Raw genomic sequence first — 24,472 nt, 5'->3', positions numbered from 1 at the left:
GTGTCAGCCGCTGACGGCGGGATGCGCCGTCGATGCGAGCAGGAACGCTTCCATCGCCGCGACCAGCGCGAGCGGCGTCTCGTTGATCGGATAGTGGCCCGCATTGCGCAGCACGTCGACGCTGGCGCGCGGGTAGCGCCGCAGGTAGGTGCGCGCCATCAGCGCCGCATCGAATGCCTGATCGTGCTCGCCGATCAGCACTTTCACCGGATGCACGCCCGTAATCTCGTCGCTGAAATCCGTATCGGCCCACGCGCGGAAGTACGCGCCGAATGCCTGCGGCGACGAATGGGCGGCCGAATACGCGGCTTTCCACTCGACCCAGGCGGCGGGCAGCCGGCCGCCAGTGCTGCGATCGATGATGGTCCTGCGATCGGCGACATGGTCGGCGGCGCGCTCGAATAGCGCGCGCCGCTCGGCATCGAACGGCAGGCCGCCGCACGGCACGGGTGCGATCGGCACCAGCGCGCGTACGCGATCAGGTGCGATGGCGGCGACTTTCTCGATCGCCATGCCGCCCATCGAATGGCCGACGAGGCTGAAGGTCGGGAAGCCGAGCGCGTCGGCGAGCGCGAGCGTGTCGGCGGCGATCTCGTCGATCGTGTAGTCGCCGCGTGCGTCGCGCATGCGGCCGTAGCCGCGGAAGTCCATGAATACATAGCTGAAGTGCTCGCGCGACAGCCACGCTTCGATGGGTTCGAATGCGTGGGCGTCGCCGAACCAGCCGTGCAGCACGAGAACAGGGTGGGGGCCGTTCCCCACGCGATGAAACGTATTCGGCATGTCCGCTCCGAGGGTGTTGAAATCCGGCCGATCAGGCCGTCGGGTCCTGCGGCCGTCAGGTCGCGCAAGGGTGGAGCGGATCGTAGATCGATCGAAGGTGACCCGCCTTCGATATCGGGTCATTGATGATGGAATTCGGGCCGTGAGAAATACGCTGTTAGATCCCTACGAACACATTCCCCGGAGCGTGGTCGTGACCGCCAACGACTATGCGGCGGGCACGACGTTTCCGGACCATGCGCACGGGCGCGGGCAATTCGCGTTCGCGTCGCGCGGCACGATCAGCGTGTCGACGCCGCACGGGCGCTGGCTGGTGCCGCCGCAGCGCGCGTGCTGGGTGCCGGCCGGCGTGCGGCACGAGATGACGATGACCGGGCCGGTCACGATGCTCAACACGTTCGTGTCGGGCGACGCCGCGCAGGCGGCCGGCCTGCCCGAGCAGTGCGGCGTGTATGGCGTGTCTGCGCTGCTGCGGCATTTGATTGACGATGCGATCGACCTGCCGGCCCTGTACGACGTCGACGGGCGCGCGGGCAAGCTGATGGCGCTGCTGGTCGCGGAAATCGCGACGATGCCGCGCCTGTCGCTGCATGCGCCGCTGCCGGCCGACGCACGGCTGGCGAAGGTCTGCCGGCACCTGTTCGCGTCGCCGTCGATCGCGGCCGATCTCGACCAGGTGGCCGCCGACGCGGGCGTGAGCCGGCGCACGTTCACGCGGCAGTTCCGCGCGCAGACGGGCGTGAGTTTTGCCGCATGGCGTCAGCAGGTATGCATGCTCGCGGCGATTGCCCGCCTGAGCGACGGGCAGCCGGTGACGCGCGTCGCGCTCGATCTCGGCTACGCGAGCGCCAGCGCGTTCACGTCGGCGTTTCGCCGCATTCTGGGCGACACGCCAAGCCGGTATCTGGAGATTCGCCGCTGACCGAAAGAGATCGGCGCCGGTGCAGGTCATGCCCGTTCGCCGGTCGCAGCGGCAACGCAAAAAAATACGCGCCTGCCAATTTCGGTCAGACGCGTTTAAAGGCACTCGGTCAGAAAAAATGCGCGAACAGCCAGCAAGGGCGTTGCGCGCATGACTTGTGGGATTGTTGCCTTTTCCGATTTAATCCTGACGGCTCGTCTTTGATACCCAAGAATACGCCGCATAACGCGCAAACGTAATCGTGCTTTTCCGACGATTCATGTGCTCTCGCAGCATGCGTTTGAATCGCGCGTTCGATGTGGGGGCAGAAGCCCCGGCCAATGGACATCGGCAACCGTGCGTCGGCGCGATGCGGTGCAGCATCGAAAGATTTCAGCGGAACACGAAAAACGCCGCGTGGCGCGCTCCCTGTCGGGTTCGCGCCACGCGGCGGTGCGTCGGCATCCGAAACCGGCTTGCGCCGGCGTGCGTCACACGTCGAAGAACACCGTTTCGTTCGGCCCCTGCATGCGGATGTCGAAGCGGTAGACGGTCGGTCGGCCCGGCTGCGCATCGCGTTTCGCGACGAGCGTCGCGCGGCGCTCGGCCGGCACCGCGTTCAGCACGGGGTCGACCGCGTTCGCCGCGGCTTCGTCGTCGAAGTACACGCGCGTGAACGCATGGGTGAGGATCCCGCGCATCATCACGGTCACGTTGACGTGTGGCGCGTCGTCGGCCGTGATCCGGCCCGGCTTCACCGTCTCGACGACGAAGCGCTGCTGCGCATCGGTGCCGGTGCCGACCCGTGCGAAGCCCGTGAAGCCGGACTTCGCGATATCGTCGCGCGACGCCGGGTAGCGGCCTGCGCTGTCCACCTGCGTGAATTCGAGCACCGCGTCGCCGACGACGTTGCCGTCGCCGTCGAACACCTGCCCGACCAGCAGCACGTGCTCGCCGTCGGCGTGCGTCGCGGCGATCGTCGGCGTGAACAGGCTTTTCAGGTCGTAGTCGTATTGCTGCGGGCACAGGCCGTAGGCGAAGTACGGGCCGACCGTCTGCGAAGGGGTTTGCTTCAGCGTCGTCATGGTTCAGCGCTCCATCGGGGTAGCGTCGCGGCCGCGCAGCACGATGTCGAATTCGTAGCCGAGCGCATAGCCTTCTTCAGTGATGTCCATCGAGAAGCGCGAGATCAGGCGATCGCGCGCGGCCTCGGGCGTGCCCTGGAAGATCGGGTCGTACGCGAGCAGCGGGTCGCCGGGGAAGTACATCTGCGTGACGAGACGCGAGCCGAAGTAATCGCCGAACAGCGAGAAGTGGATGTGATTCGGGCGCCACGCGTTCGGATGGTTGCCCCACGGATACGCGCCGGGCTTGATCGTCAGGAAGCGGTAGCGGCCTTCGTTGTCGGTCAGGCAGCGCCCCGCGCCGAGGAAGTTCGGGTCGAGCGGCGCGTCGTGCTGGTCGACCTTGTGCACGTAGCGGCCGGCCGCGTTCGCCTGCCATACCTCGACGAGCGTGTTGCGCACGGGCTTGCCGCCTTCGTCGAGCACGCGGCCGGTGACGACCATGCGTTCGCCGAGCGGCTCGCCGTTCTTCACGGCGTTCTTCGTCAGATCGTGGTCGAGCGCGCCGAGATCTTCGGCGCCGTAGACGGGCGCGTACTGGTCGCGCAGCTTGTCCTTCAGCGGGATCAGCGGGCGGGTCGGGCCGCGCTTCACCGACGAACGGTACTCGGGGTGGACATAGGCCGGATGCGACGGCCAGTCGCGCGGCGTGAGGATCGTGGGGGAATCCATCGGGCGTCTCCTGATAGGTATTTCGCGAAGTGGATGGCAGGACTGTAGCCAATCCGGAAAGTTATGCAAAATGACCTTTTTTCGCGAGACGCATAACGATTCGTTATATTTGACGCGCGCGCTCCGGGCCGGGCCGGCTTACGGCGTGCCCGATGCGGTCCATCCCTGCGCCTGTCCGAAGTCGCCGATTTCCTTCGCGATCGTGTCGGCCACGCGCTTCGCGTCGTCGTTGACCGAGTCGCGCAGCGTCTCGGTCGCCGCATGCGCGCCTGCGCTGATCCCGAGCGACGTGCCAAGATGGCCGATCGCCGCGCCGATGCCGGCGGTTTCGGCGATGCCGGGCTCCTTGCCGCCCTCGGCGCTCGCGTCGTAGCGGCGGACCAGTTCAGGCGTGCCGTCGGCCGGCCGGTACCAGAGCCGCACATCGGTTTCGACGTCGCTCTTGCCCGCACCGAGCCCGATCACGAGCCGGCGCGTGCGGTTGCCGGCGCTGACCTTTCTGAACGCGCCGTTGACGATCAGCACGTTGCGGCCGGCCGGCGGGTTGGCGGTCGCGCGCACGGCGGGGAGGCCGCCGTCGCGCAGGCGTTTCACGATTTCATCGGTCACCGCGTCGCGTACCTGCAACGCTTCCTGCTGGATCGCGTGGCGGGTCGTCGCGGGATCGCCCGACGATTCGAGCCGCGACAGCAGGCCCGAATCGGTGCTCGTGTCGCCGAAATCGGCCGCGAACGGATACACGTAAATCTCGTCCGGGCGAGGCAGTTGCCGGTTCGAATACGACTTCATGTCGTGGATGTCGCCGCCGGCGCAGCCGCCGAGCGCGAGCAGCGCGCAGACGGCGAGGATCGTGCGGCGGCGGCCGCGTGTACGGTTCGTTGCAGTCATGGTCTTGTCCTGTTCGGTCAGGTCCGCATGCCGGCCGGTCGGGGGTGCAGGGGCCGTGGGAGCGGCGACGACTGCCCAGCGGCGGATGCTCGGCGTTCGCATATGGCAGCGTGTCCGAAGCTCTGCGGTAATCGAGCGTTTGATGTGCGGCCGCGCCCACCGGCCGCCGCCGAACATCCGCCGCTGGGCGCGGGAAAGCGGGGCGGCTGGGCCGTCCCGCCCGCGGTCGCGGAAGCTTGCGTGGTGAGCGTCAGGGTGGCGTCACGGCGCGCCACGACGGATCGGGGTCGTAGGCCCGGATCGACTCGACGACTTTCGCCGTGCGCGGCCCGAGGTTCTTCTCGTACACCTGGCCGTCGGCGTCGACGATGAACGTCGTCAGGCCCGTCTGCCCGTACGCGGCGGGCCACGCGACGAGGGCGAAGCCGTCCGACAGCCCGCCTTTCGAGCGGTAGTCGCGCGGGCCGTCCGGCGCGTGCGCACCCTGAGCCGTCAGGATCCGGTAGTGATAACCGTGATAGGCCTCGTTCGCCGTCGTCTGGTTGCCCATCACCTGGGCGAGCGGTCCGAGCGGGCTGGGCGGCTCGCCGGGCGCGGTCGGCCAGTAGAGCCCGTCGCGCTGGCCCGACGTGCTGACGAGGCGGGCCGCGTAGCGCCCGGTGCCGTCGTGATAGTCGCGTTGCGCGTCGACGTACGCGAGCGACGTCAGGATCGCCGCGTTTTCGTTGCGGCCGATGCGGCGCGTCAGGATTTCGTCGCGCGCGCCCTTGATGTCGAATTGCCAGCCCGCTTTCGTTTCGACGATCGGCACCGGCAACGGCCAGTCGCTGTCGCCGACGAGCAGGTGGGCGGTCGGCAAGCGGCCGTCGGCCGTGGGCGCCGTCTCGATCTTGTGGCCTTTCGACCAGGCGGCCAGGAACAGGTCGATATCGTTGGGATCGAAGCCGCCCGGCGTCGCGATCGATCGGGCGTCCGGCCCGAGGATGCGGTGCAGCGCGTCGGGGTCGCTGGTTGCGACGGCGTCGACGAACGCCTGCGCCGCCGCGTCGGCGGTCGGGAAGACGGTCTGCGCGTGCGCGGCATGCATGCCGACCAGCAGTGCCGGGATCGCCAGCAGGCTTCGGGCGCGCCGCTTCGATGCAGATTCTGCATGGCTGCGCATCGCGCGGAGGAAGGAACGGTTCATCGTGAGCTCCTCGAGCGGGTTAGCGTTGCCGGCCGAAGCGGCCGCCTTCTGCGCGCAGGCTGCTGTCGCGTTCGCGCCGGCTGCCGCGCGTCGTCGTGGTTTCCGTGCGCGATGCCTGGAGTCCGCCGGCGCGTGTCGTCGCGGCCTGACGGCTCGCCTGGCCGCGCTGCACGTCCTGGCGCGCCGCGTTGCCGTCGCCGGCGCCGCGCAGCGCGCCGTCACGGTTGACCGACTGCGCGCGCGACTGCAGGTCGGCATTGCCCTGCCGCGTCGATGCGTGCGTGCGGTCGTGCGCGTCGTCCTGACGGATCGCGCCGACGCGGTCCGACGCGGAGCCCGACACATGCTGTCCGGTGCGCGTCTGGAGCGTCTGCTCCGCGCGCGTGCGCGAGTCGTCGCGGCCGCGATACGCGTCGTGCGTCGAGCGGTCGACGGTGGTGCGGCGGTCCGAAACCGTCGTGGAGCTGCGGTTCCAGTGCGTCACGTTCGTCGTCGAACTGATCCGGTGATTCACGTTGATGTTGTTGTAGTGATTGACGTTGATGTTGACGTTGTGACGATTCCAGTCGAATCCGCCCCAGAGCGCGTTCGTGATCGCGACGCCGGTGCCGAACGCGAGGCCCGCGACGAGGCCGTTCACGGCCGCATAGCCGGGCGGCGGCGGGACGTAGACGGGCGGGTAGGCTGGATAGGGCCACGTGCCGTAGACGACGGTCGGGTTGTAGGTCGGCACGTAGACGACCTGCGGATTGGCCGGCTGGATCTGGATCGTGTTCTGTTCGACGACGATCTTCTGCTGGCTGTTCGATTGCAGGTGGCCGGCCTGCTGGGCGGCGCGCCTGAGCCGCTGCGCCGAATCCATCACGTCGTTCGGCTGCGCGAGGAACGCGTTGCCGAGCTGCGCGGTCCAGTCGGGCTTCGACGCCATCGTGGCGAGCACCTGCGGGAACGCGACGAGCGACTGCACGCTCGGGTCCCACGGTTCGGACGCGACAGCCTTCACGGCGTCGTCACCCTTCAGGTTCGAATGCGCCTGTGCCCATGCCGCCGCGGCATTGATCTGATCCGGAAAGGTCGCGGCCATCAGCACTTGCGCGAGCAGCGCATCGGGATAAAGCGCGACGGGCGCGGTGAGCGAGTCGAGTTGCTGGCTCGACAGTTTGGCCTGCGTCTGCGCATGGGCCTGCCCGACCGGCGCGAGGACGAAGGCGGCGGAGCCTGCGAGCATCGCGCAGACGAGCGCAATGCGCGATCGGCGAAGCCATGGCGTGGTCGTCATGGAATTCTCCTGTTCGACGGATGAGGGCGATAGCGCACACCGGCATGGGCGTGCCGCGGTCCGGCGCGACCGCCGGACCGCGAGCGTGGGTATTACTGGGCGACGGTCTGGCCCGGCACGATCTCGACGGCGGTGGCCGACTGGAACACCGCGTGCACGGTGTCGCCCGGCTTCAGCGTCTTCAGGTCGATGGCCGGATTCGCATAGAGCGTCTGCGTGCGCGTCGCGCCGCGCAGCGTGACCAGCCGCTTCTTCGTATCGATCTTCGACACGGTCGCGACGACCTCGACCTTGCGCGTCGAGTCGTAGCTGGTGCCGCCCGGTGCGTAGGTCTGCGTCTCGACGCGTTCGCGGATGCCGCCGTTGCCGCCCTTGACCTTGTCGGCGGTCAGCAGGAATGCGCTCTTGTACGCCACCTTGACGGTGTCGCCGACCTTCAGGTCGTCGAATCCGTTGACGTCCGGGCGCACCGCGATCAGCACCGAGTTGCCGCGCTTGCCTTCGAGCACCAGCGTGCGGGCCGCGTGATCGATCTCGACGATTCGGGCCTGCATCTCCAGCGGCGCGACGTTGTCGATCAGCACCTGCGTGGCCGTCGCGAGCTTGTCCTGCTTGGCTTGCGTGTCTTGAGCATCTTGCGCATGGGCGTTCAGGCTCAGCGCGGAGGCCAGCAACGTTGCCGCGATGACGGACATTTTCATCTCATTTCCCTCGTTATCAATAATTGTCCGGAAAACCACTTCAATATTTACCGAAAACGCTCCATGCATCGGAAAAAAGTTCTCGAAAATACTCCGGAAATATCGTTTGAAATGGTGAGCCATGGATGCGAGGCCCGGATTCACGATAATCGGTCGAATTGAAACGCCTATTTGAGACCGGTGCCGGCAATGCCATTCATGCATCGCTGCGGGAAGGGCGTTCGATTATCCGATCGTCGTTCGGTCACCCCGGAGAAGCCTATGTACAAAGGATCCGATCCGGCCGGCCGGGCTGACAGGCGATGATGATGCGTTTTCGATCACGCGATGTCCAATGCATTGTATGCATTTGTAAGGCCTGTTTTTCTGGGGCAGAATCATCCGTCGAATTTCAATGGAATCGATGTCGGCTGGTAATGGCCAGGTCTATTTAGATTTTCGACTTAATGACGTTTCCTGGAATTCGTATTCATAGAACAGGTAAAAGGCATTGTCCGTTCTTCGTGCGCGTTATTCGAGCCGCGAATCGGCGTGGAGTCGTTCTGCTCCGCGCCGGCCGCCGGCCGCACGGCGGGCGACGGCGATTTTCCGACTGTGCAGATCTACGAGGACTGACCATGAGAAAACCGGGCCTGGCGTCGAAGCGCGATTCACAGACATCCGTCGGCGTCGCCGCGCGTGGCGCGATCGCGCTGACCGCGACGCTCGCGGCGCTATACGGCTGCAAGCCGGGCGGCGTGCCGCCCGCCTCGGGTCCGGCCCAGGTGACGGCGCAGCGCGTCGGCGCGCAGGCGGCGCCCGCGACGATGGAGTTCGTCGGCCAGACGCAAAGCGATCACGAGGTTGAAATCCGCTCGCGAGTGTCGGGCTTCCTCGTCAAGCGCAACTACGTGGAAGGCTCGGACGTGAAGGCCGGGCAACTGCTGTTCGAGATCGACCACCAGCCATTCCAGGTCCAGGTCGATGCGGCCAAGGCCGAGCTTGCGCAGCAGACGGCGCGGCTCGGGCGCGCGCGGGCCAATCTCGCGCGCGTGCAGCCGCTTGCCGCGCAGAACGCACTCAGCAAGAAGGATCTCGACGACGCCGTCGCGAGCGAGCATGAAGCGGCAGCCGCGGTCGATGCGGCGCGCGCGAACCTCGCGGCGAAGCAGCTCGACCTGTCCTACACCTACGTCCGTTCGCCGATCAACGGCGTCTCCAGTTTCGCTTCGCAGATGGAAGGCGCGTACGTCAATGCGCAGAACAGCCAGCTCACGAGCGTGTCGGCGCTGTCGCCGATGCGCGTGAATTTCAGTGTGTCGGAAAACCAGATGCTGCAACTGCAAAACGCGCGCAAGGAAGGGCGCCTGGTCGCGCCGCAGGACGGCCGCTACGAAGTCGAGATCACGTTGAGCGACGGCTCCGTTTATCCGGAGCGCGGCCGCATCACGTTCGCCGATTCGACCTATAGCCAGCAGACCGGCACGTTCCTCGTACGTGCGGAGATGCCGAATGCGAAGGCCGTGCTCAGGCCCGGGCAGTTCGTCCGCGCGCGCGTGCTGGGTGCGACGTTCCCGGCGGCGATTACCGTGCCGCAGCGCGCGGTGATGCACGGCCCGAAGGGCGATTTCGTGTACGTGGTCGAGTCGGCCGACAAGGGCGGGGCAGGCCAGGCGACCTTCAAGGCCGAGCAGCGCCCGGTGACCGTCGGCGAGACGGTCGGCGATCGCTGGTTGATCAGCGAGGGCCTGCAGAACGGCGAGAACGTCGTCGTCGACGGTGCGCTCAAGCTGAGTGCGGGTGCGCCCGTCGCGGTGTCGCGTCAGCTGCCGGCGGATGCGGCCGACGCGCCGGCATCCGGCACCGCCGCCGCCGCATCGGCGCCGTCGGCCACGCTCGCGAACCGCTGAGGAGACCGCCCATGCTATCCGCGTTTTGCGTGAAGCGGCCGGTGTTCGCGGTCGTCCTGTCGCTCGTCATCGTGATCGGTGGCCTCGTCGCGATGTTCAATCTTCCGATCGCGCAGTATCCGGAGCTGACGCCGCCGCAGGTCACCGTCACGGCGACCTATCCGGGCGCCGATTCGCAGACGGTCGCCGAAACGGTCGCCGCGCCGATCGAGACGCAGGTCAACGGCGTCGACAACATGATCTACATGCAGTCGACCAGCTCGCCGACCGGGCAGATGTCGCTGAACGTGTATTTCGATACGGGCACCGATCCGGACATCGCGCAGGTCCAGGTGCAGAACCGCGTGAGTCTCGCGCTCGCGCAGTTGCCGACCGCCGTGCAGCAGAACGGCGTCAACGTGCAGAAGCGCTCGTCGAGCTTCCTGATGCTGATCGCGGTCTATTCGCCGGACGGCCGTTACGACCAGCAGTACGTCGGCAACTACGCGAACCTGTACGTGCTCGATGCGATCAAGCGCGTGCCGGGCGCGAACCAGGCGCAAATCATGGGCGACGCGGATCTCGCGATGCGGATCTGGCTGAAGCCCGACCGGATGGCCGCGCTCGGCATCACGGCGACCGACGTGCAGAACGCGGTCGCGAGCTACAACCAGCAATACGGTGCGGGCAGCATCGGGCAGGCGCCGAGCCCGAAAGGCACGGTGCTGAGCTTTCCGATCGTGACGCCCGGACGCCTCGCGAAGCCGGCGGACTTCGACAACATCATCGTGCGCGCGGCGAGCCAGAACGCTGCCGCGGTGCGCGTGCGCGACATCGGTCACGCGGAGGTCGGGCTCAACAGCTACGCGCTGCGCTCGTCGCTCGACGGCAAGCCCGCGACCATCATCGCGGTGTACCAGCAGCCGGGTTCGAACGCGCTGCAGGTCTCGAAGGGCGTGCGCGACACGCTGGAGAAGATGCACTCGACACTGCCGCAAGGCATCGCGACCAAGGTTTCGCTCGATACGACCGAGTTCGTGCGGGCGTCGATCGACGAAGTCGTGAAAACGCTCGTCGAGGCGATCGTGCTCGTCGTCGCCGTCGTGTTCGTGTTCCTGCAGAGCTGGCGCACGACCGTGATTCCGGTGATCGCGGTGTTCGTCTCGGTGATCGGCACGTTCGCGGGGCTGCTCGCGCTTGGCTTCTCGATCAACCTGCTGACGCTTTTCGCGCTGGTGCTCGCGATCGGCATCGTCGTCGACGATGCGATCGTCGTCGTCGAGAACGTCGAACGCAACATGCACGAGTTCAACCTGTCGCCGCGTGATGCGACGCTGCGGGCGATGGAGGAAGTGACGGGGCCTGTCATCGCGATCGTGCTCGTGCTGTCCGCGGTGTTCATCCCGGTCGCGTTCGTCAGCGGCACGACGGGGATGCTCTACAAGCAGTTCGCGCTGACGCTCGTCGTGTCGGTCGTGATCTCGGGGTTCGTCGCGCTGACGCTGTCGCCCGCGATGGCCGCGATGATCCTGAAACCGACGCACGGCAAGCCGTGGCGCATCTTCACCTGGTTCAACACGCGCTTCGAGCGCCTGACAGCCGGCTATACGGCGATGGTCCGCGCGGTGATGCGGCGTGCGCTGCTGTCGGTCGTGCTGTGCGGCGCGATGCTGGTGGCCGTGTGGGGGCTGTTCGCGCACATACCGAGCAGCTTCGTGCCGAACGAAGACCAGGGTTACGCGCTCGCGGCGATCTTCATGCCCGATTCGGCCAGCCTCGATCGTTCGCAGCAGACCACCGAGCAGGTCGCGGCGCTGTTCCGCAAGCATCCGGCCGTCGCGGATGCGTCCGCGCTGTCGGGCTACAGCTTCGTTGACGGGCAGTACAAGACCAATGCCGGCACCGTGTTCATCGCGCTGAAGGACTTCAAGGAGCGTTCGGGCAGCCTCGAACTGTCGATCCTCGGCATGATGCGCTCGCTCGTGCCGCAACTGCGCGAGATCCAGGAGGCAGTCGTCGTGCCGGTCGCGCCGCCGTCGATTCCGGGGCTCGGTACGCAGGGCGGGTTCGAGTTCTGGGTGCAGAACCGCAGCGACGGGACGGCCGCGCAGCTCGAGGCGACGACGCGCGCGCTCATCGCGGCCGCGTCGAAGCGTCCGGAACTCGCGAAGCTGATGACGACGATCAAGTCGTCGTCGCGCCAGCTGCGCGTGGAGGCCGACAACGACAAGGCCGCCGCGCTCGGCGTGCCGATCTCGCAGGTGTATGGAACGCTGCAGACGTTGTTCGGCTCAGCCTACGTGAGCCAGTACACGCTCGACAGCCGGGTGTGGCAGGTGATCCTGCAGGCGGAGCCGCAGTATCGCGATCGCGTGCAGGACCTGCAGAACCTTTACGTGCGCCAGGGCGACAACAAGATGGTGCCGATCGCCGGGCTCGTGAAGGCGTCCTACATCAGCGGCCCCGATCTCCAGACGCGCTTCAACGGCTTTCCGGCGGCGAAGATTACCGGCGACGCGGCGGATGGCTACAGCTCAGGGCAGGCGATCGCCGCGATGGAGGAGGTCGCGCGCGCGACGTTGCCGCCCGGTTATGCATTCGCATGGAGCGGCGAGGCGTTCCAGGAGCAGAAGGCCGGGAACACGACGGTCGCCGTGTTCGCGTTCGGCATCGTGATGGTGTTCCTGATCCTGGCCGCACAGTACGAATCGTGGACGCTGCCGCTGTCGATCCTGACCGCCGTACCGTTCGGCATCTTCGGCGCGCTGGTGGCGATCTGGTTGCGTGGGCTCGAAAACGACGTGTATTTCCAGATCGGCCTCGTCACGCTGGTCGGGCTGGCCGCGAAGAACGCGATCCTGATCGTCGAGTTCGCGGTGGAGAAGCGCAAGGAGGGGCTGAGCGCGCTCGAGGCGGCGATCGAGGCGGCGCGGCTGCGGCTGCGCCCGATCGTGATGACGTCGCTGGCGTTCATCCTCGGTGCGATTCCGCTCGCGATCGCGTTCGGTGCGGGCGCGAATGCGCGTCATTCGATCGGCACCGGCATCATCGGCGGGATGATCGCGGCGACGTCGCTCGCGCTGCTGTTCGTGCCGCTGTTCTTCAACCTGATTTCGCTGTTGGCCGAGCGTCTGTCGCGTGGGCCCCGTGAGCCGGATGCGGACGCGGGCGGCTCGGTTCCGCCGGGCGCGACGCTGTCCGGTGCGCAGCACGGCGAAGGAGACGCGCGATGAAGGCCCGTTACCTGACGTTGGCGCTGGCGGGATGCCTGTCGCTCGCCGGTTGCGCGATCGGCCCCGATTACGCGCGTGCGCCGACCGCCGCACCGGACGCATACCGCAATGCGCCCGCACCGTCGATGCAGGTCGATCCCGACATCGCGTGGTGGCGTGCGTTCGGCGATCCGGTGCTTGCGTCGCTCGTCGACGAGGCCGTGCGCAACAACTACGACGCGCGCGTCGCCGTGGCGCGGCTCGAACAATATCGCGGCCAGCTCGAAGCGGCGCGCGCCGGACTGTTTCCGCAGCTCGGCGCATCGTTCGGTGCGAGCCGTGAACGGCGCTCGGTGTTCGCCGGCACGCCGCTCGCAGGTTTCGACGAGCCGGGCAACCAGTTCCAGTTGCGCGGCAGCGTGAGCTGGGAAATCGATCTGTGGGGCAAGATCCGCCGTCAGACCGAGGCAGCCCGCGCGGACCTGTGGGCGGCCGAGTATGCGCGGCGCGGCGTGGCCTTGTCGCTCGCTGCGTCGGTCGCACAGGGATACCTGAACTTGCGCGGGCTCGACGCACAGCTCGCGATCGCGCAGCAGACGCTCGATTCACGCGCGCACGCGCTCGACATCTTCAAGCTGCGCTACGCGCACGGCGTGATCTCGGAGGTGGAGCTCAGCCAGGCACAGGACGACTACTATTCGACGCAGGCCGCCATTCCGCCGCTGCGCGCGAGCATCGCGCAGACGGAGAACGCGCTGTCGGTGCTGCTCGGCCGAGCGCCGGGCCCGATCGCGCGCGGCCAGCCGATCGGCGCGCTGACGCCGCCGCCGCTCGGCGCGGATACGCCCGTCGCGCTGGTGAACCGCCGGCCGGACCTGCTGCAGGCCGAGCAGACGGCGGTCGCGGCCAACGCGCTGGTCGGCGCCGCCGAGGCGCTCTACCTGCCGTCGCTCGATATCGGCGCATTCATCGGGCAGGCAGCCGGCACGATGGGCGGGCTCTGGCACGGCGCGTCGCGCATCTGGGGGCTGTCGGCAGGCGTCGCGCAGCCGATCTTCGAGGGCGGTGCGATCCAGGGGCAGGTGCGTGCGGCACGCTCGCAAAGCGAACAGGCGCGGCTCGCCTATCAGGGTGCCGTGCTGTCGGCGCTCGCGGAAGTCGACACGGCTTATGCGACGACGCGCGAGGCCGAGTCGCGGCTCGCGAGTCTCGACAACCAACAGGACGCGCTGACGGTTTATTCGAAGCAGTCGAGTGCGCGTTACGAAAGCGGCTACTCGAGTTACCTGGAGGTGACGACCGCGCAGGAGAAACTGTTCAGCGCGCAACTCGCCGCGGTGCAGGGGCGCGTTGACTTGCTGAACGGCTATGTGACACTGTACAAGGCGCTGGGCGGCGGGTGGGGCGCGCTGCCGGACGACGTGCGCAGTGCCGGCGAGCCGTCAGTCGCGGCGCCCGCGCCGGCCGTGCCGCATCCGCAGGGTGCCGTCTGATCGCCATGTGCGGCATGAAGGTGCGTGGGCAGGCGCGCGGTGGCAATCGTTTTTTGGGCGCCCGCCGGGCGCATGGATTGAACGCATGTTGAACCTGAAGGGACTGCGTGGGCGCCTGGCGACGGCGCCCGCATGGCTTGCGGCCTGTGTGCGGATCGTCGGCGCCGTCATCGCTCTTGCGTTTGCGTTGCCGGGCATCGCTGCCGCCGTATCCGGCCCGGCCGGCGCCACCGCGCCGGAGCCTGCCGAATTGCGCTTTTCCGGGCATACGGTCGTCGTGTTTCGCGGCGACGTGGCCGGCGCGCCGCCGCAGGCGCGTGCCGCACGGGCGCGCGCCATGCTCGATACCTTGCCCGAGGCGGCGCTCACCCTGCCGCTCGAGACGGCGGACGCGACCCTCGGCGGTGTGACGGGCACGGTGTTCCGGCTCGGCAACCACCTCCTGTTCGTCGTCACGCGCGACGACGCCGATGCGGCGTCGTCCGAAACGACGGAGCAGCTCGTCGCGGCGACGCGCGAGAATCTCGCCGCGGCACTCGCGGCCCGGCGCGCGACGCTGCATTGGCCCAACCTGCTGCGCGGCGTGCTGTTCAGCATTGCCGCGACGTTCGTGCTGGCTGCCATCGTATGGGTCGTGCTGAAAATGCGCACGCTGCTGCAGGTGCGATTGCAGCGCACGCTCGAGGACGGCCTGCTGCGCCGGACCTCGACGCGCTTCGACTGGTCCGGCTCGGCGGTCCAGCTCGTGCGGCAGCTCGTCCAGCTCATCGCCGCGTTCCTGATCGGGCTCGCGGTGTATGCGTGGCTGATCTTCGTGCTCGATCGCTTTCCGGCGACGGAACAGGAAGGCGCGCGGCTGAGCGCGTTCCTGCTCGACCTGGCCGGCCGGATCGGCATGGCCGTCGTCGACGCGGTGCCGGGCATCGTGACCGTCATCGTGATCTTCCTGCTCACGCGCGCGGTGCAGAGCTTCGTCGCGAATCTGTTCCGTGCGATCCAGGGCGGTGGGCTGGCCGTGCCGGGCGTGCATCAGGAGACGATCGGCGCGACGCGCCGGCTCGTGTCGATCGGCATCTGGGTGCTGGGCATCACGTTCGCGTATCCGTACATCCCCGGTTCGCAGAGCGAAGTATTCAAGGGCTTGAGCGTGCTACTCGGTTTCATGGTCACGCTTGGTTCGTCGGGGGTCGTCACGCAGCTGATGGGCGGGATCGTGGTCGTCTATGCGCGTGCATTGCGCAAGGGCGATTTCGTGAAGATCGCCGATACCACCGGCGTCGTGCTGGCGATCGACGCGCTGTCGGTGAAGATCGCGACCGTGCGCAACGAGGAAGTGACGATTCCGAATGCCGTCGTCGTGAACTCGGTCGTCGTCAATTACACGACGCGCCTGTCGGGGCGCAAGGCCAGCGTGTCCGCGTCGGTCACGATCGGCTATGACGCGCCGTGGCGGCAGGTGCGCGCGATGCTCGAGGAGGCCGCGCGCCGCACGCCGCACGTGCCCGCAGAGCCGGAGCCGCTGGTGCTGCAGACGAGCCTGTCCGACTACTACATCGAATACTCGCTGGTCGCGCCGCTCGATCGGCCGGAACTGCATCCGCGTGTGCAGTCGGACCTGCACGCGCATATCGTCGACGTGTTCAACGAGCACGGCGTGCAGATCATGTCGCCGCATTTCCGCGCACAGCCGGACCAGTCTGTCGTCGTGCCGCAAGCGGACTGGTATCGGGCGCCGGCATCGACCGATCCCGCGCGCAACCGCTCGACGCCCGGCGACGCGGCGTAACGCGTTCGCGGGCGCGTCGTTTGGGCCGGATTCAGGCGATTCCGGCCCGGTCTCGGAATTTTCCGAGCGCTGCGACTCCGCCGGTCCGCCAGAATGAATCCATCCCAACCGATGGAGCCAGCGCCGAAGTCCGGCGCGATACGCACGATGACGCAACCCCACCTTTCCGTTTCCGTTCCCGACGACGCGCGTGCCCTGCAGGCCGTGTCGTACGCGTCGGCCCGAGCGGACGTCGTCTCGTGACGACGATCTCCCGATCCCGTTCCGATTCGCAGCAGGACTGAATCGCGGCCCGCGTCGCCCGACGGCACGCGCTTGCGTCGCGCGATCGTTCGTCCTGCGTCCTGTTTCCGCGGCACACCGGTGCCGTGACATTGCCCGACACGCGGCAAAGGAGAAAGAGATGAATACCCGACACATGAAGCGCATTGCCCGCAACGTGATCTCGGCCTGCATGATCGGGATCGCCGGCGGCACCGCGATGCTTGCCGCCGCGCCGTCTGCCGTGGCCGCCACGACGACCGCAACCGCAACGTCCGCAAGCTGGTCCCGCCAGCAGCTCGATTCGGTGACGGCACCGATCGCGCTGTATCCCGATGCGCTGCTGTCGCAGATCCTGATGGCGTCGACCTATCCGTCCGAAGTCGTGCAGGCGGCGCACTGGCTGAATGCGCATCCGACGAAGGGCGGCGACGATGCGGTGAAGGCGGTCGCGTCGCAGCCGTGGGATCCGAGCGTCCAGTCGCTGATGGCCGTGCCGTCGGTGCTCGCGATGATGGGCGGCAAGCCCGACTGGGTGCATCAGCTCGGCAGCGCGTTCCTTGCTGATCCGAACGGCGTGATGGATTCGGTGCAGCGCCTGCGCGCCAGTGCGCGGGCCGCCGGTCACCTGAGCACGACGACGCAACAGACGGTCGTGGTCCAGCAAACTGGTCCCACGGAAACGATCGTGATCAAGCCGACCAACCCGCAGGTGGTCTACGTGCCGACCTACGATCCGACGGTGGTGTACGGCGTCTGGGCCTATCCGGCCATGCCGCCCGTCTACCTACCGCCGCCTCCGGGGTATGCGTTCGCGTCCGGCGTGGCCGCCGGCGTCGGTTTCGGCATCGGCATCGCGGTAACGGATGCGTTGTGGGGCAATTGCGACTGGAACAACCACAACGTCAATATCAACGTGAACCACTACAACCACATCAACGTGAATCACCAGATCACCGCGCACGGCTCGACGACGTGGCGACACGACTCGATCCGCAGCGCGGGCATCGATCGCGGCGGCTGGTCGCGTGGCCTTGCGTACCCGGGCGGCCCGGGGCCGGTGGAACCCGCGCGCCGGACCGGCTTCGCGCCGAACGATTCGGCCCGTGCGCGGGCGCAGCAGGTGCTCGGCGCCCGCACGGGCGAACCGGTTTCAGGCAGCGCGATGCAGCGGGTCCAGGGTATGCACGACACGCGCTCGGTTGCGCAGCGCGGTCGCGCCGACGAAGGGATGACATCGCACGCGGTCGGGCGTGGTGAGCCGGGGCGCGTGAGCGGCCGCGCGATGACGGTGGCCGCCAATCATCCGACGCTGGCACATGGGGCCGAATCCTACGGCAGGATCGAGCGCGGCGCGTTTCACGGGCTCGCGGCACGCGGACGCTTCATGCGCGGCTGATCGCCACGGTGTCGGGGTGTGGCATGGCAAAACGGCCCTGCGCGATGCGCGGGGCCGAACGGTTGCGGGCGCAACCATTATGGAATAACGGCGCATATTGCTGCAATGCGAAACGGTTGAGCGATATCGTGACCGGCCGATGTAATCGTGGCCAATTCCGGAAATTAGAGTGCCACGGCTTGCCAGCCGGATGGTGTTCTGAGAGGATCGGCGCACATAAGAACCGATCGAACAAACAACAAATACAGGCCCACTGGACATGCACGATCTCAATCCACGGCGTTTGAATCATCTGGTTGCGCTCAGCGAGGAGGGCAGTTTCGCGAAGGCCGCCGCGCGCGTGCATCTCAGCCAGCCGGCGCTCAGCCGGAGCATCCAGTCGCTCGAGGACGAACTGGGTGTCAGGCTGTTCGATCGCGCGGCGCGTGGCGTGACGGCCACGGCGGCCGGCGTGATGGTCGTCGACCGTGCGAAGCGCGTGCTGTTCGAGGCACGCCGCCTCGAGCGCGACGTCGAGCTGCTGAAGGCGAACGAGATCGGCGATCTCTCGATCGGGCTGGGGCCCTACGTCGCCGAAATCCTGTTGCCGGATCTCCTCGTCGAATTCGCGAAGCGCTACCCGCGCATCAGCGTGCGAATTCATGTATCCGACGGCGCGGCGCTGCTCGGCGGCTTGCTCGACGAAAAGCTCGACCTGATCGTGACCGACCAGCGCGGGCTGCTCGCGAATTCGAGGCTCTCGATTCATCTTCTGCCGCGCCAGGAAGCATCGCTGTATGTGCGGGAGACGCATCCGCTGCTGGCGCGCGACCGGATCGTGATGACCGACCTGCGCGACTACCCGATCGTATCCGTGCCGGTGCCGCCTTATCTGCTGGCGGCCGTGAGGCGTGTGCTGAAGCTGCGTCCGCACGAGGAATTCCGCCTGCAGTCCGAATGCAACGACGTGTCGGTCCTGAAAGGCGTGGTGCGGCGCACCGACGCGATCATGTTCGCCACTGCTGCGACGGTGACGCCGGATGCGGACGGCACGCTCGTCCCGCTGCGTCCGGTCGACAGTCCTGAGATGGGGCTCGAATTCGGGCTCGCGTATCTGGCCGATCGAACGCTGTCTCCCGCATCGGAGACGGCCCTGATGATGATCCGCGACACGCTGCGCATGTGACGTGGCCGCGCGATGCGTGACTGGTCACGCGTCGCTGTCTGCCTGCGGCCGCGCGTGTTGCACGATCCGGGCGTCGATCGCGTCGCCGAGCTGCGCCAAGGCTGCTTGGACGGCGGGCTCGAGTTCGGACAGCGGTGTGCCTTCGTCGAGTGCGCGTTGCTCGGCGAGCCGGCACGTGTGTTCGGCCGAGTGCGCGCCGATCAGCGTCAGCGGGCCGCACAGGCGATGCAGGATCGCGCGAAATGAGGACCGGTCGTTCGACGCGGCGGCGGCGGAGAGCCGCAGGCCGTCATCGCGATTCGATTCGGCGATCTTCGTCAGCAGTTGCCGTTCCGCATCGATGTCGCCGGCGGTGATGCGTTCGATGGCGGCGGCGTCGAGCAGGGTTTCGGCGGTCGCGTCCCGCACCGGGATGTCGGCTGCCTCGATCGGAGCCGCTCCGGTCACACCTAGCAGACGCTCGAGGTGTTCGGCAAGGTCGCGCAACCCGAGCGGCTTGCGGACACAGTCGTCCATGCCGGCCGCACGTGCGCGGTCGACGAGCCCCGGCTGAATGTCGGCGGTGCAACCGATGATTGCGACCGGCGTGCCATGCCCGTGCGCTTCTTTGTCGCGAATGGCACGCGCAAGCGTATAGCCGGTCATGCCCGGCATGTAGCAATCCGTGACGACCACGTCCGGGCGATCCTTCTTCCATTGCGACAACGCGGACGGTCCGTCACCGGCGCAGGCGACCCGGAACCCGAGATGGGTCAATTGCCGTTCGAGGATGAAGCGATTCGCGGGATGATCGTCGACGATCAGCGCCGTGCGCCCGGCAAAACGCTGCCGCAGCGCGTCGGATGATGCGCGAGGCAAGCGCGTTGACGCGGGGATGGCGGTGGCATAGGCGCGCAGCCTGAAGCGAACGGCGGTGCCGACGCCGGGCGTACTGGTCAGCGACAGTTCGCCGCCCATCAAGTCCGCGAGCCGGCGGCAGATCGACAGGCCGAGCCCGCTGCCGCCGTAGCGCGGGCCGATATCGGCGGCGGCCTGGCTGAACGGTTCGAACAGTCGCGCCTGCTGGTCGAGCGCGATGCCAATGCCGGTGTCGGTCACGTCGACGTCGATGCTGACGGTGTCGCCGTCCCGCGACAGGCGGGCGCTCAGCGCGACTTCGCCTTCCTGCGTGAATTTCACGGCGTTCGACAGCAGGTTGCTGAGAATCTGGCGGAAGCGAACCGGATCGATCAGCACGCCACCCGCGTCGCCACCGTCGATGTCGACGCGAAAGCCGACCTGACGCTGACGCGCGACCCCCGCGAAGATCGCGGCGACACCCCGGATCAGCGCCGCGCAATCGGTCGGTTCGGCGTGCAGTTCGAGCTTGCCCGACTCGATCCGGGACAGGTCGAGGATGTCGTCGATCAATGCAAGCAGGCTGCGCGCCGCTTCCTGCGCGGCGTCGAGCGACACCTGTCGGCGCTCGGCCGGCTCGTCGGTTTCGCCGAGCAGTTCGAGCACACCCAGCACCGCATTCATCGGCGTGCGGATTTCATGGCTCATGGTCGCGAGGAACGTCGATTTCGCGCGGTTGGCATCTTCCGCTGCGAGCTTGGCCGTTTCGAGCTGCGCCTCCGCGCGCTTGCGTCGTGCGATCTGTCGGCGAAGCCGGTGATTCCAGACCAGGAACAGGACGGCGAGCACGGCGATCCCTGCAACGAATGCCAGCACCTCGGGCCTGCGCTGGTCCCAGCGCGACGGAATCCGGACGTCGGCTCGCCATTGCTCGCGCAACGCGTCCATGCGCGGCGCGGGAATCGACGCCAGCCCACGGTCCAGCAGCGTCGCGAGCGGCGCATCCTGGGCGCGCACCGCGAACGCGAGTTGCACGGGTGCGTCGCCGGCCCGGCCGACGATCGCGAGGCGCGTCCGGAAGCGCTGGTCGATCACGTAGCTCGCCGTCACGATGTTCGTGACGAACGCATCGGCCTTGCCGCGTTCGACCCGCTCGGCGGCGGCCCATGCGTCGTCGGCGCGCTCGACGTTGACGCCGTCTGCCGACAGCGCATCGAAACGGCCGCCCGATCCAGGCGCGACCACGATGCGGCGGCCGTGCAGCGACGCGAGATCGCCGAAGGTCTGGCCGGCGCGTGCGACGATCACGGCCGGCGTCGATGCGTACGGCGTGGTGGTCGTCCAGCCGGCGGGCGCGTGGCCGGCCTCGTCGACCATCATCGCCGGAATGTCCGTCGGCACGTCGGCGCCCGGCGCGATCGGCACGCGCACCGGATCGAATCCGGCCCGCGCGCCGATCAGGTCGAGCAGGTCAGCGGCGAAACCGGTGACCGTGTCCGAACCGGTTGCCACCGCGAACGGCGGTACATCGGCGGGCGCCGCGAACCGCACATCACGGTGCGCCGCGATCCAGTCGCGCTCGCGCTGCGACGGCGCAAAGCGTGTGCCGAGCGCATAGTGCGTGCCGAGGCCTTCCCAGCGCGTGCGAATGGCGGCGCGGTCGGTGGCGGAAATCGTCGCCAGCGCCGCGTCGATCATCTGTACGAGCGGTGCATTGCGCGGGAGCGCAGCGAACCGGAAATCGTCGCCGTCGAGCAACGCATCGCGCGTGATTGCGACGTTCTGCAACTGCTGCCGCTCGATCAGGTAGTTGAGCGCCGTTGCGTTGCCGATGCATGCGTCGGCCTCGCCGAATGCAACGGCCGCGAGCGCGCGCTCGAGCGTCGGGTAGGCGCGCGGCGTCATCGACGGATACGCGCGCCGCAATTCGTCGGGGTCGCCGTCCCCCGGGACGTACGCGATCGCGGCAGGGCCGGCGTGTTCGCGGATTGCAAAGGCCGGATGATCGATCCGTGTCGCCAGGACCAGCTTGTTGGCGAAATAGGGCGCGCTGGTCATGCGCGTGCGATCGGCAGGGTTGCGCCGCGCAGTCGTCGCGAGATCGACTTGCCCTGCGGTCAGTGCGGCGTCGAGCGACGCGCGGTCGGGAAACGCGATCACCGACACGCGGGCGGGCAGGCTGTCCGCGAGCGCGCCCAGATACTCGGCGGAAATGCCGACGTAACCGCCGTTAGCGTCGACGAGGTCGAGCGGGCCGAGTGCGCCGGGCACCGTGCCGACGCGAATCGCGTCGTGATGGTCTGTGAGCCACGCGCGTGCCGTGGTCGATAGCGGCATGGAGGCGTGCGCGGTGGTGTCGTGCGCGACGAGCTTCAACTCGGTCTGCGCCGACGCGATACCGACCGCGCAGACGAACGATGCGACGCAGGTCAGCAGTCTGGGCCAGCCGGTCCGGAGCACGCGCATCGATCAGATCAGTCGGTGGGACCGAGCGAGCGCCGCCAGGTCGACGACGCTTTTGACGCCGAGCTTGCCGAGGATGTTGGTCTTGTGCGTACTGACGGTCTTGCCGCTCAACGACAGGATTTCGGCGATTTCCTTGTTGCTGCAGCCTTTCGCGAGATACCGGAAGATCACCTGTTCCCGCTCGCTGAGTTGTGCGAGCGGCGAACCGGCGGCGTCGTCCGGTGCGGTATTGGCGATGGCTTCGGGAAAGCAGCTGAATCCGGACAGCACGGCCTTGGCGCCGTTCAGGATGTGCGATGCGTCATTCGATTTCTCGACATAGCCGTTCGCGCCGAGCGCGCGGCAGCGCGCCGCGACCAGTTCGCCGGGCTGCGACGACATCACGAGAATCCTCACGTCGCGATCCGACGTGCGAATCCTCTCGATCAGGTCGAGCCCGTTGAGGCCGGCCAGTTCGATATCAACGATCAGCAGGTCGAGCTCGTCGCGATGACGGCGATAGAGCGCGAGCGCATCGTTGCCGTCGCCCGACGATCCGATGACCTTGATCATCGGATCCTGCTCGAGCACCAACGTGATCGCCATGACCATCACCGGGTGGTCGTCCACCACCAGGACCTTGAACATACGCAGACCTCGATCGGAAAAAAGTCGCAGCGCCGGACAGACGGCGCCGCGTTCGATTTTATTACGATAAGGTCGACGATTTCATCGCGGCGTGCATGCGATCGCAATCTTTGGTGCGATGCGCATCGCGCAGGTGGTTGCGGTCGCAACGAAGCCGGCGTCGTGCGACCAACCGGGCCATGCACCAATGAAAATTCCGCCGGACAGGATGCCCTGTCCGGCGGAAAAAAGCGATCGGGCTTCGCGTCGTCGGTGACGACCCCGTGCACGGCCCTCCAGCCAGCCCGTCGCTGCTTTTTTGTGTTTCGTTCTTGTTGTTGTTATGCGGTCTCCCCGAGCGTGCCCGTCGTTATGGGTGGCCGGGATCGAACACGATCCCGTCGAATTCGAGCGACAGCATGCCGCTGCGCAGCAGGGCGGCCGGCGTCGCGGCCCAGTCGGCACCGATCACGTCGCTCACGTACTGCGCGCAGAACCCGCGCCGCGCCCGCAGGTTGAAGCGGCTGCCGAGCAGCGCGTCGATCCGCTGTTCGGCCGTTGCATGGGCCCGGCGCTGCGCGTCGGTGGTCGATGCCGCGACGCGGCGCGCCAGCGCGATGCGTCCGCCGTCGGTACGGGCGACGAAGCGCGACAGCGGCGTGAGTTTCGTCCACGCCAACGCGGGCTCGGCGATCACCGGTTCGTCGCCCGATGTATCGACGACGATCCCGAAGCGGTTGGTCCACGCGCCCGTCGCGCCTGCCGCATCGCGCGGCGTACCGGCCGGCACGCGGATGAACACGAGATCCCCGACATGCGCGCCGGCGGCCAGCGTGCGGACGGTGGCGAGCGGCATGGTGCGATCCGTATCGCGTGCATCGCGCGGTGCGGTGTGCTGCGGTTCGTAGGCGGCGGTTTCGGTTCGAGTGGCCATTTCGGCTCCGTCGTTGAGTGACAGGACGGAGCGGATTATGCAGACAAGTATCCAAAAGTGTTCATCCGCATGCGCAGGTAGCCTAATATCTGACCTCAAGCATCGTTTTTCGATACCAAAATGACCGAAACCGCCCAACTCATCGAAACGCTGAAGCGCCAGTTGAAGGCGCAGGGAATGACCTACCGCGACGTCGCGCGTGCGCTCGACGTATCCGAGACCAGCGTGAAGCGGCTGTTCGCGAGCGGCCGCTTTACGCTGGAGCGCGTCGCGGAGATCGCGCAGTTGCTCGGTTATACGCTGGCCGAACTCGTGCAGGAGGCGTCTGCGTCGGCGCCGAGGCTGCACGTGCTGACCGAGCAGCAGGAGGCGCTGCTTGTGTCGGACGAGAAACTGCTGCTCGTCGCCGTGTGCGCGATCAACTACTGGACCGTGCAGGACATCGTGTCGGCCTATCGCGTGACGAAGGCCGAATGCGTGAAGTACCTGCTGATGCTCGACCGGATGAACGTGGTCGCGCTGCTGCCGGGAGACCGGATACGCGTGCGCGTCGCGCGCGATTTCGACTGGCTGCCGGGCGGGCCGATCCGCCGTTATTTCCATGCGCACGCGCTCGGCGATTTCCTCGACAGCCGCTTCGACGGCGCGGGCGAGACGATGACGTTCTCGCAAGGGATGCTGACCGAGGCCGCCGCCGCGGAACTCGAGCTGGAACTGCGCCGGCTGCGCAGCAAGGCGGCCGCGCTGCATGCGGAGTCGTCGTCCGCGCCGCTCGGGCAGAAGCACGGGACGGGCTTGCTGATCGCGAAGCGGATCTGGGAGCCGACCGGTTTCCAGGTGCTGCGGCGCGACGCGTGACGCATCACCGATTGCTTGGGGATATCCGGAAAGTTATGCAAAATGGCATTTCA

Annotated in this window: 19 protein-coding genes; 8 read left to right on the top strand and 11 right to left on the bottom strand. The window is 67.3% G+C overall.

Annotated elements, in window-relative coordinates:
* Positions 1-3: 3 nt before the first annotated feature.
* A complete protein-coding gene (locus H3H55_RS25695) occupies positions 4-783 on the bottom strand; it encodes an alpha/beta fold hydrolase (RefSeq protein WP_193100747.1) in 780 nt (259 codons plus the stop codon).
* Between the two features lie 142 nt (positions 784-925).
* Here H3H55_RS25695 and H3H55_RS25690 point away from each other — a divergent pair, with 142 nt between their 5' ends.
* Positions 926-1,705 (top strand): AraC family transcriptional regulator, encoded by a 780-nt coding sequence (locus H3H55_RS25690; RefSeq protein WP_129517177.1) that lies wholly within the window; start codon positions 926-928, stop codon positions 1,703-1,705.
* Positions 1,706-2,175: 470 nt separating this feature from the next.
* On the opposite strand, the gene pcaG is transcribed toward H3H55_RS25690, so the two are convergent.
* From pcaG to H3H55_RS25660, 6 genes are all read right to left on the bottom strand, one after another.
* The gene (pcaG, locus tag H3H55_RS25685; protein ID WP_129517178.1) at positions 2,176-2,769 is read right to left on the bottom strand and encodes a protocatechuate 3,4-dioxygenase subunit alpha; all 594 of its coding nucleotides are present in this window, start codon (positions 2,767-2,769) and stop codon (positions 2,176-2,178) included.
* 3 nt (positions 2,770-2,772) lie between these two features.
* A complete protein-coding gene (gene pcaH, locus H3H55_RS25680) occupies positions 2,773-3,480 on the bottom strand; it encodes a protocatechuate 3,4-dioxygenase subunit beta (protein WP_072436602.1) in 708 nt (235 codons plus the stop codon).
* Between the two features lie 138 nt (positions 3,481-3,618).
* Positions 3,619-4,368 carry a DUF4410 domain-containing protein gene (locus H3H55_RS25675; RefSeq protein ID WP_193100746.1) on the bottom strand — a complete coding sequence of 250 codons (750 nt, stop codon included), beginning with the start codon at positions 4,366-4,368 and terminating at the stop codon, positions 3,619-3,621.
* Between the two features lie 250 nt (positions 4,369-4,618).
* A complete protein-coding gene (locus H3H55_RS25670) occupies positions 4,619-5,554 on the bottom strand; it encodes a DUF2950 domain-containing protein (RefSeq protein ID WP_193100745.1) in 936 nt (311 codons plus the stop codon).
* A 19-nt stretch (positions 5,555-5,573) separates the two neighbouring features.
* Positions 5,574-6,833 (bottom strand): DUF3300 domain-containing protein, encoded by a 1,260-nt coding sequence (locus H3H55_RS25665; RefSeq protein ID WP_193100744.1) that lies wholly within the window; start codon positions 6,831-6,833, stop codon positions 5,574-5,576.
* 92 nt (positions 6,834-6,925) lie between these two features.
* Positions 6,926-7,534, bottom strand: coding sequence for a hypothetical protein (locus H3H55_RS25660; protein ID WP_193100743.1), 609 nt, complete (start codon positions 7,532-7,534; stop codon positions 6,926-6,928).
* A gap of 617 nt (positions 7,535-8,151) precedes the next feature.
* Here H3H55_RS25660 and H3H55_RS25655 point away from each other — a divergent pair.
* The 5 genes from H3H55_RS25655 (at position 8,152) to H3H55_RS25635 (ending at position 17,553) form a co-directional block, all read left to right on the top strand.
* Positions 8,152-9,423: an efflux RND transporter periplasmic adaptor subunit gene (locus H3H55_RS25655; protein ID WP_193100742.1), complete on the top strand. Its 1,272-nt coding sequence runs from the start codon at positions 8,152-8,154 to the stop codon at positions 9,421-9,423.
* Positions 9,424-9,434: 11 nt separating this feature from the next.
* The gene (locus tag H3H55_RS25650; RefSeq protein ID WP_193100741.1) at positions 9,435-12,635 is read left to right on the top strand and encodes an efflux RND transporter permease subunit; all 3,201 of its coding nucleotides are present in this window, start codon (positions 9,435-9,437) and stop codon (positions 12,633-12,635) included.
* Positions 12,632-14,107 (top strand): efflux transporter outer membrane subunit, encoded by a 1,476-nt coding sequence (locus tag H3H55_RS25645; RefSeq protein ID WP_193100740.1) that lies wholly within the window; start codon positions 12,632-12,634, stop codon positions 14,105-14,107. Before H3H55_RS25650 ends, H3H55_RS25645 begins: the two co-directional genes overlap by 4 nt.
* 85 nt (positions 14,108-14,192) lie before the next feature.
* The gene (locus H3H55_RS25640; RefSeq protein ID WP_193100739.1) at positions 14,193-15,893 is read left to right on the top strand and encodes a mechanosensitive ion channel family protein; all 1,701 of its coding nucleotides are present in this window, start codon (positions 14,193-14,195) and stop codon (positions 15,891-15,893) included.
* 403 nt (positions 15,894-16,296) lie between these two features.
* Positions 16,297-17,553, top strand: a complete 1,257-nt coding sequence (locus H3H55_RS25635) for a DUF3300 domain-containing protein (RefSeq protein ID WP_226800367.1) — start codon at positions 16,297-16,299, stop codon at positions 17,551-17,553.
* Here H3H55_RS25635 and H3H55_RS25630 read toward each other — a convergent pair.
* The gene (locus tag H3H55_RS25630; RefSeq protein ID WP_193100738.1) at positions 17,540-17,845 is read right to left on the bottom strand and encodes a hypothetical protein; all 306 of its coding nucleotides are present in this window, start codon (positions 17,843-17,845) and stop codon (positions 17,540-17,542) included. The two genes, H3H55_RS25635 and H3H55_RS25630, sit on opposite strands and share 14 nt — an antisense overlap.
* Here H3H55_RS25630 and H3H55_RS25625 point away from each other — a divergent pair.
* On the top strand, positions 17,837-18,718 hold the full coding sequence (locus H3H55_RS25625; RefSeq protein WP_193100737.1) for a LysR family transcriptional regulator: 882 nt from the start codon (positions 17,837-17,839) through the stop codon (positions 18,716-18,718). The genes H3H55_RS25630 and H3H55_RS25625 overlap by 9 nt on opposite strands.
* Before the next feature lie 24 nt (positions 18,719-18,742).
* On the opposite strand, the gene H3H55_RS25620 is transcribed toward H3H55_RS25625, so the two are convergent.
* From H3H55_RS25620 to H3H55_RS25610, 3 genes are all read right to left on the bottom strand, one after another.
* Positions 18,743-22,021 (bottom strand): ATP-binding protein, encoded by a 3,279-nt coding sequence (locus tag H3H55_RS25620; RefSeq protein ID WP_193100736.1) that lies wholly within the window; start codon positions 22,019-22,021, stop codon positions 18,743-18,745.
* Between the two features lie 3 nt (positions 22,022-22,024).
* Positions 22,025-22,648, bottom strand: a complete 624-nt coding sequence (locus tag H3H55_RS25615) for a response regulator transcription factor (protein WP_193100735.1) — start codon at positions 22,646-22,648, stop codon at positions 22,025-22,027.
* Positions 22,649-22,997: 349 nt separating this feature from the next.
* Entirely contained in the window at positions 22,998-23,561 is a 564-nt protein-coding gene (locus H3H55_RS25610; protein WP_193100734.1) for a YiiX/YebB-like N1pC/P60 family cysteine hydrolase, read from the bottom strand.
* A 120-nt stretch (positions 23,562-23,681) separates the two neighbouring features.
* On the opposite strand from H3H55_RS25610, the gene H3H55_RS25605 reads away from it, so the two are divergent.
* Positions 23,682-24,419 carry a helix-turn-helix domain-containing protein gene (locus tag H3H55_RS25605; RefSeq protein WP_193100733.1) on the top strand — a complete coding sequence of 246 codons (738 nt, stop codon included), beginning with the start codon at positions 23,682-23,684 and terminating at the stop codon, positions 24,417-24,419.
* Positions 24,420-24,472 lie beyond the last annotated feature (53 nt).

The sequence above is a fragment of the Burkholderia sp. Z1 genome, assembly GCF_014893795.1.
In the GTDB taxonomy this organism is placed as follows: domain Bacteria; phylum Pseudomonadota; class Gammaproteobacteria; order Burkholderiales; family Burkholderiaceae; genus Burkholderia; species Burkholderia theae.
This window is presented reverse-complemented; position numbering and strand designations above follow the sequence as displayed.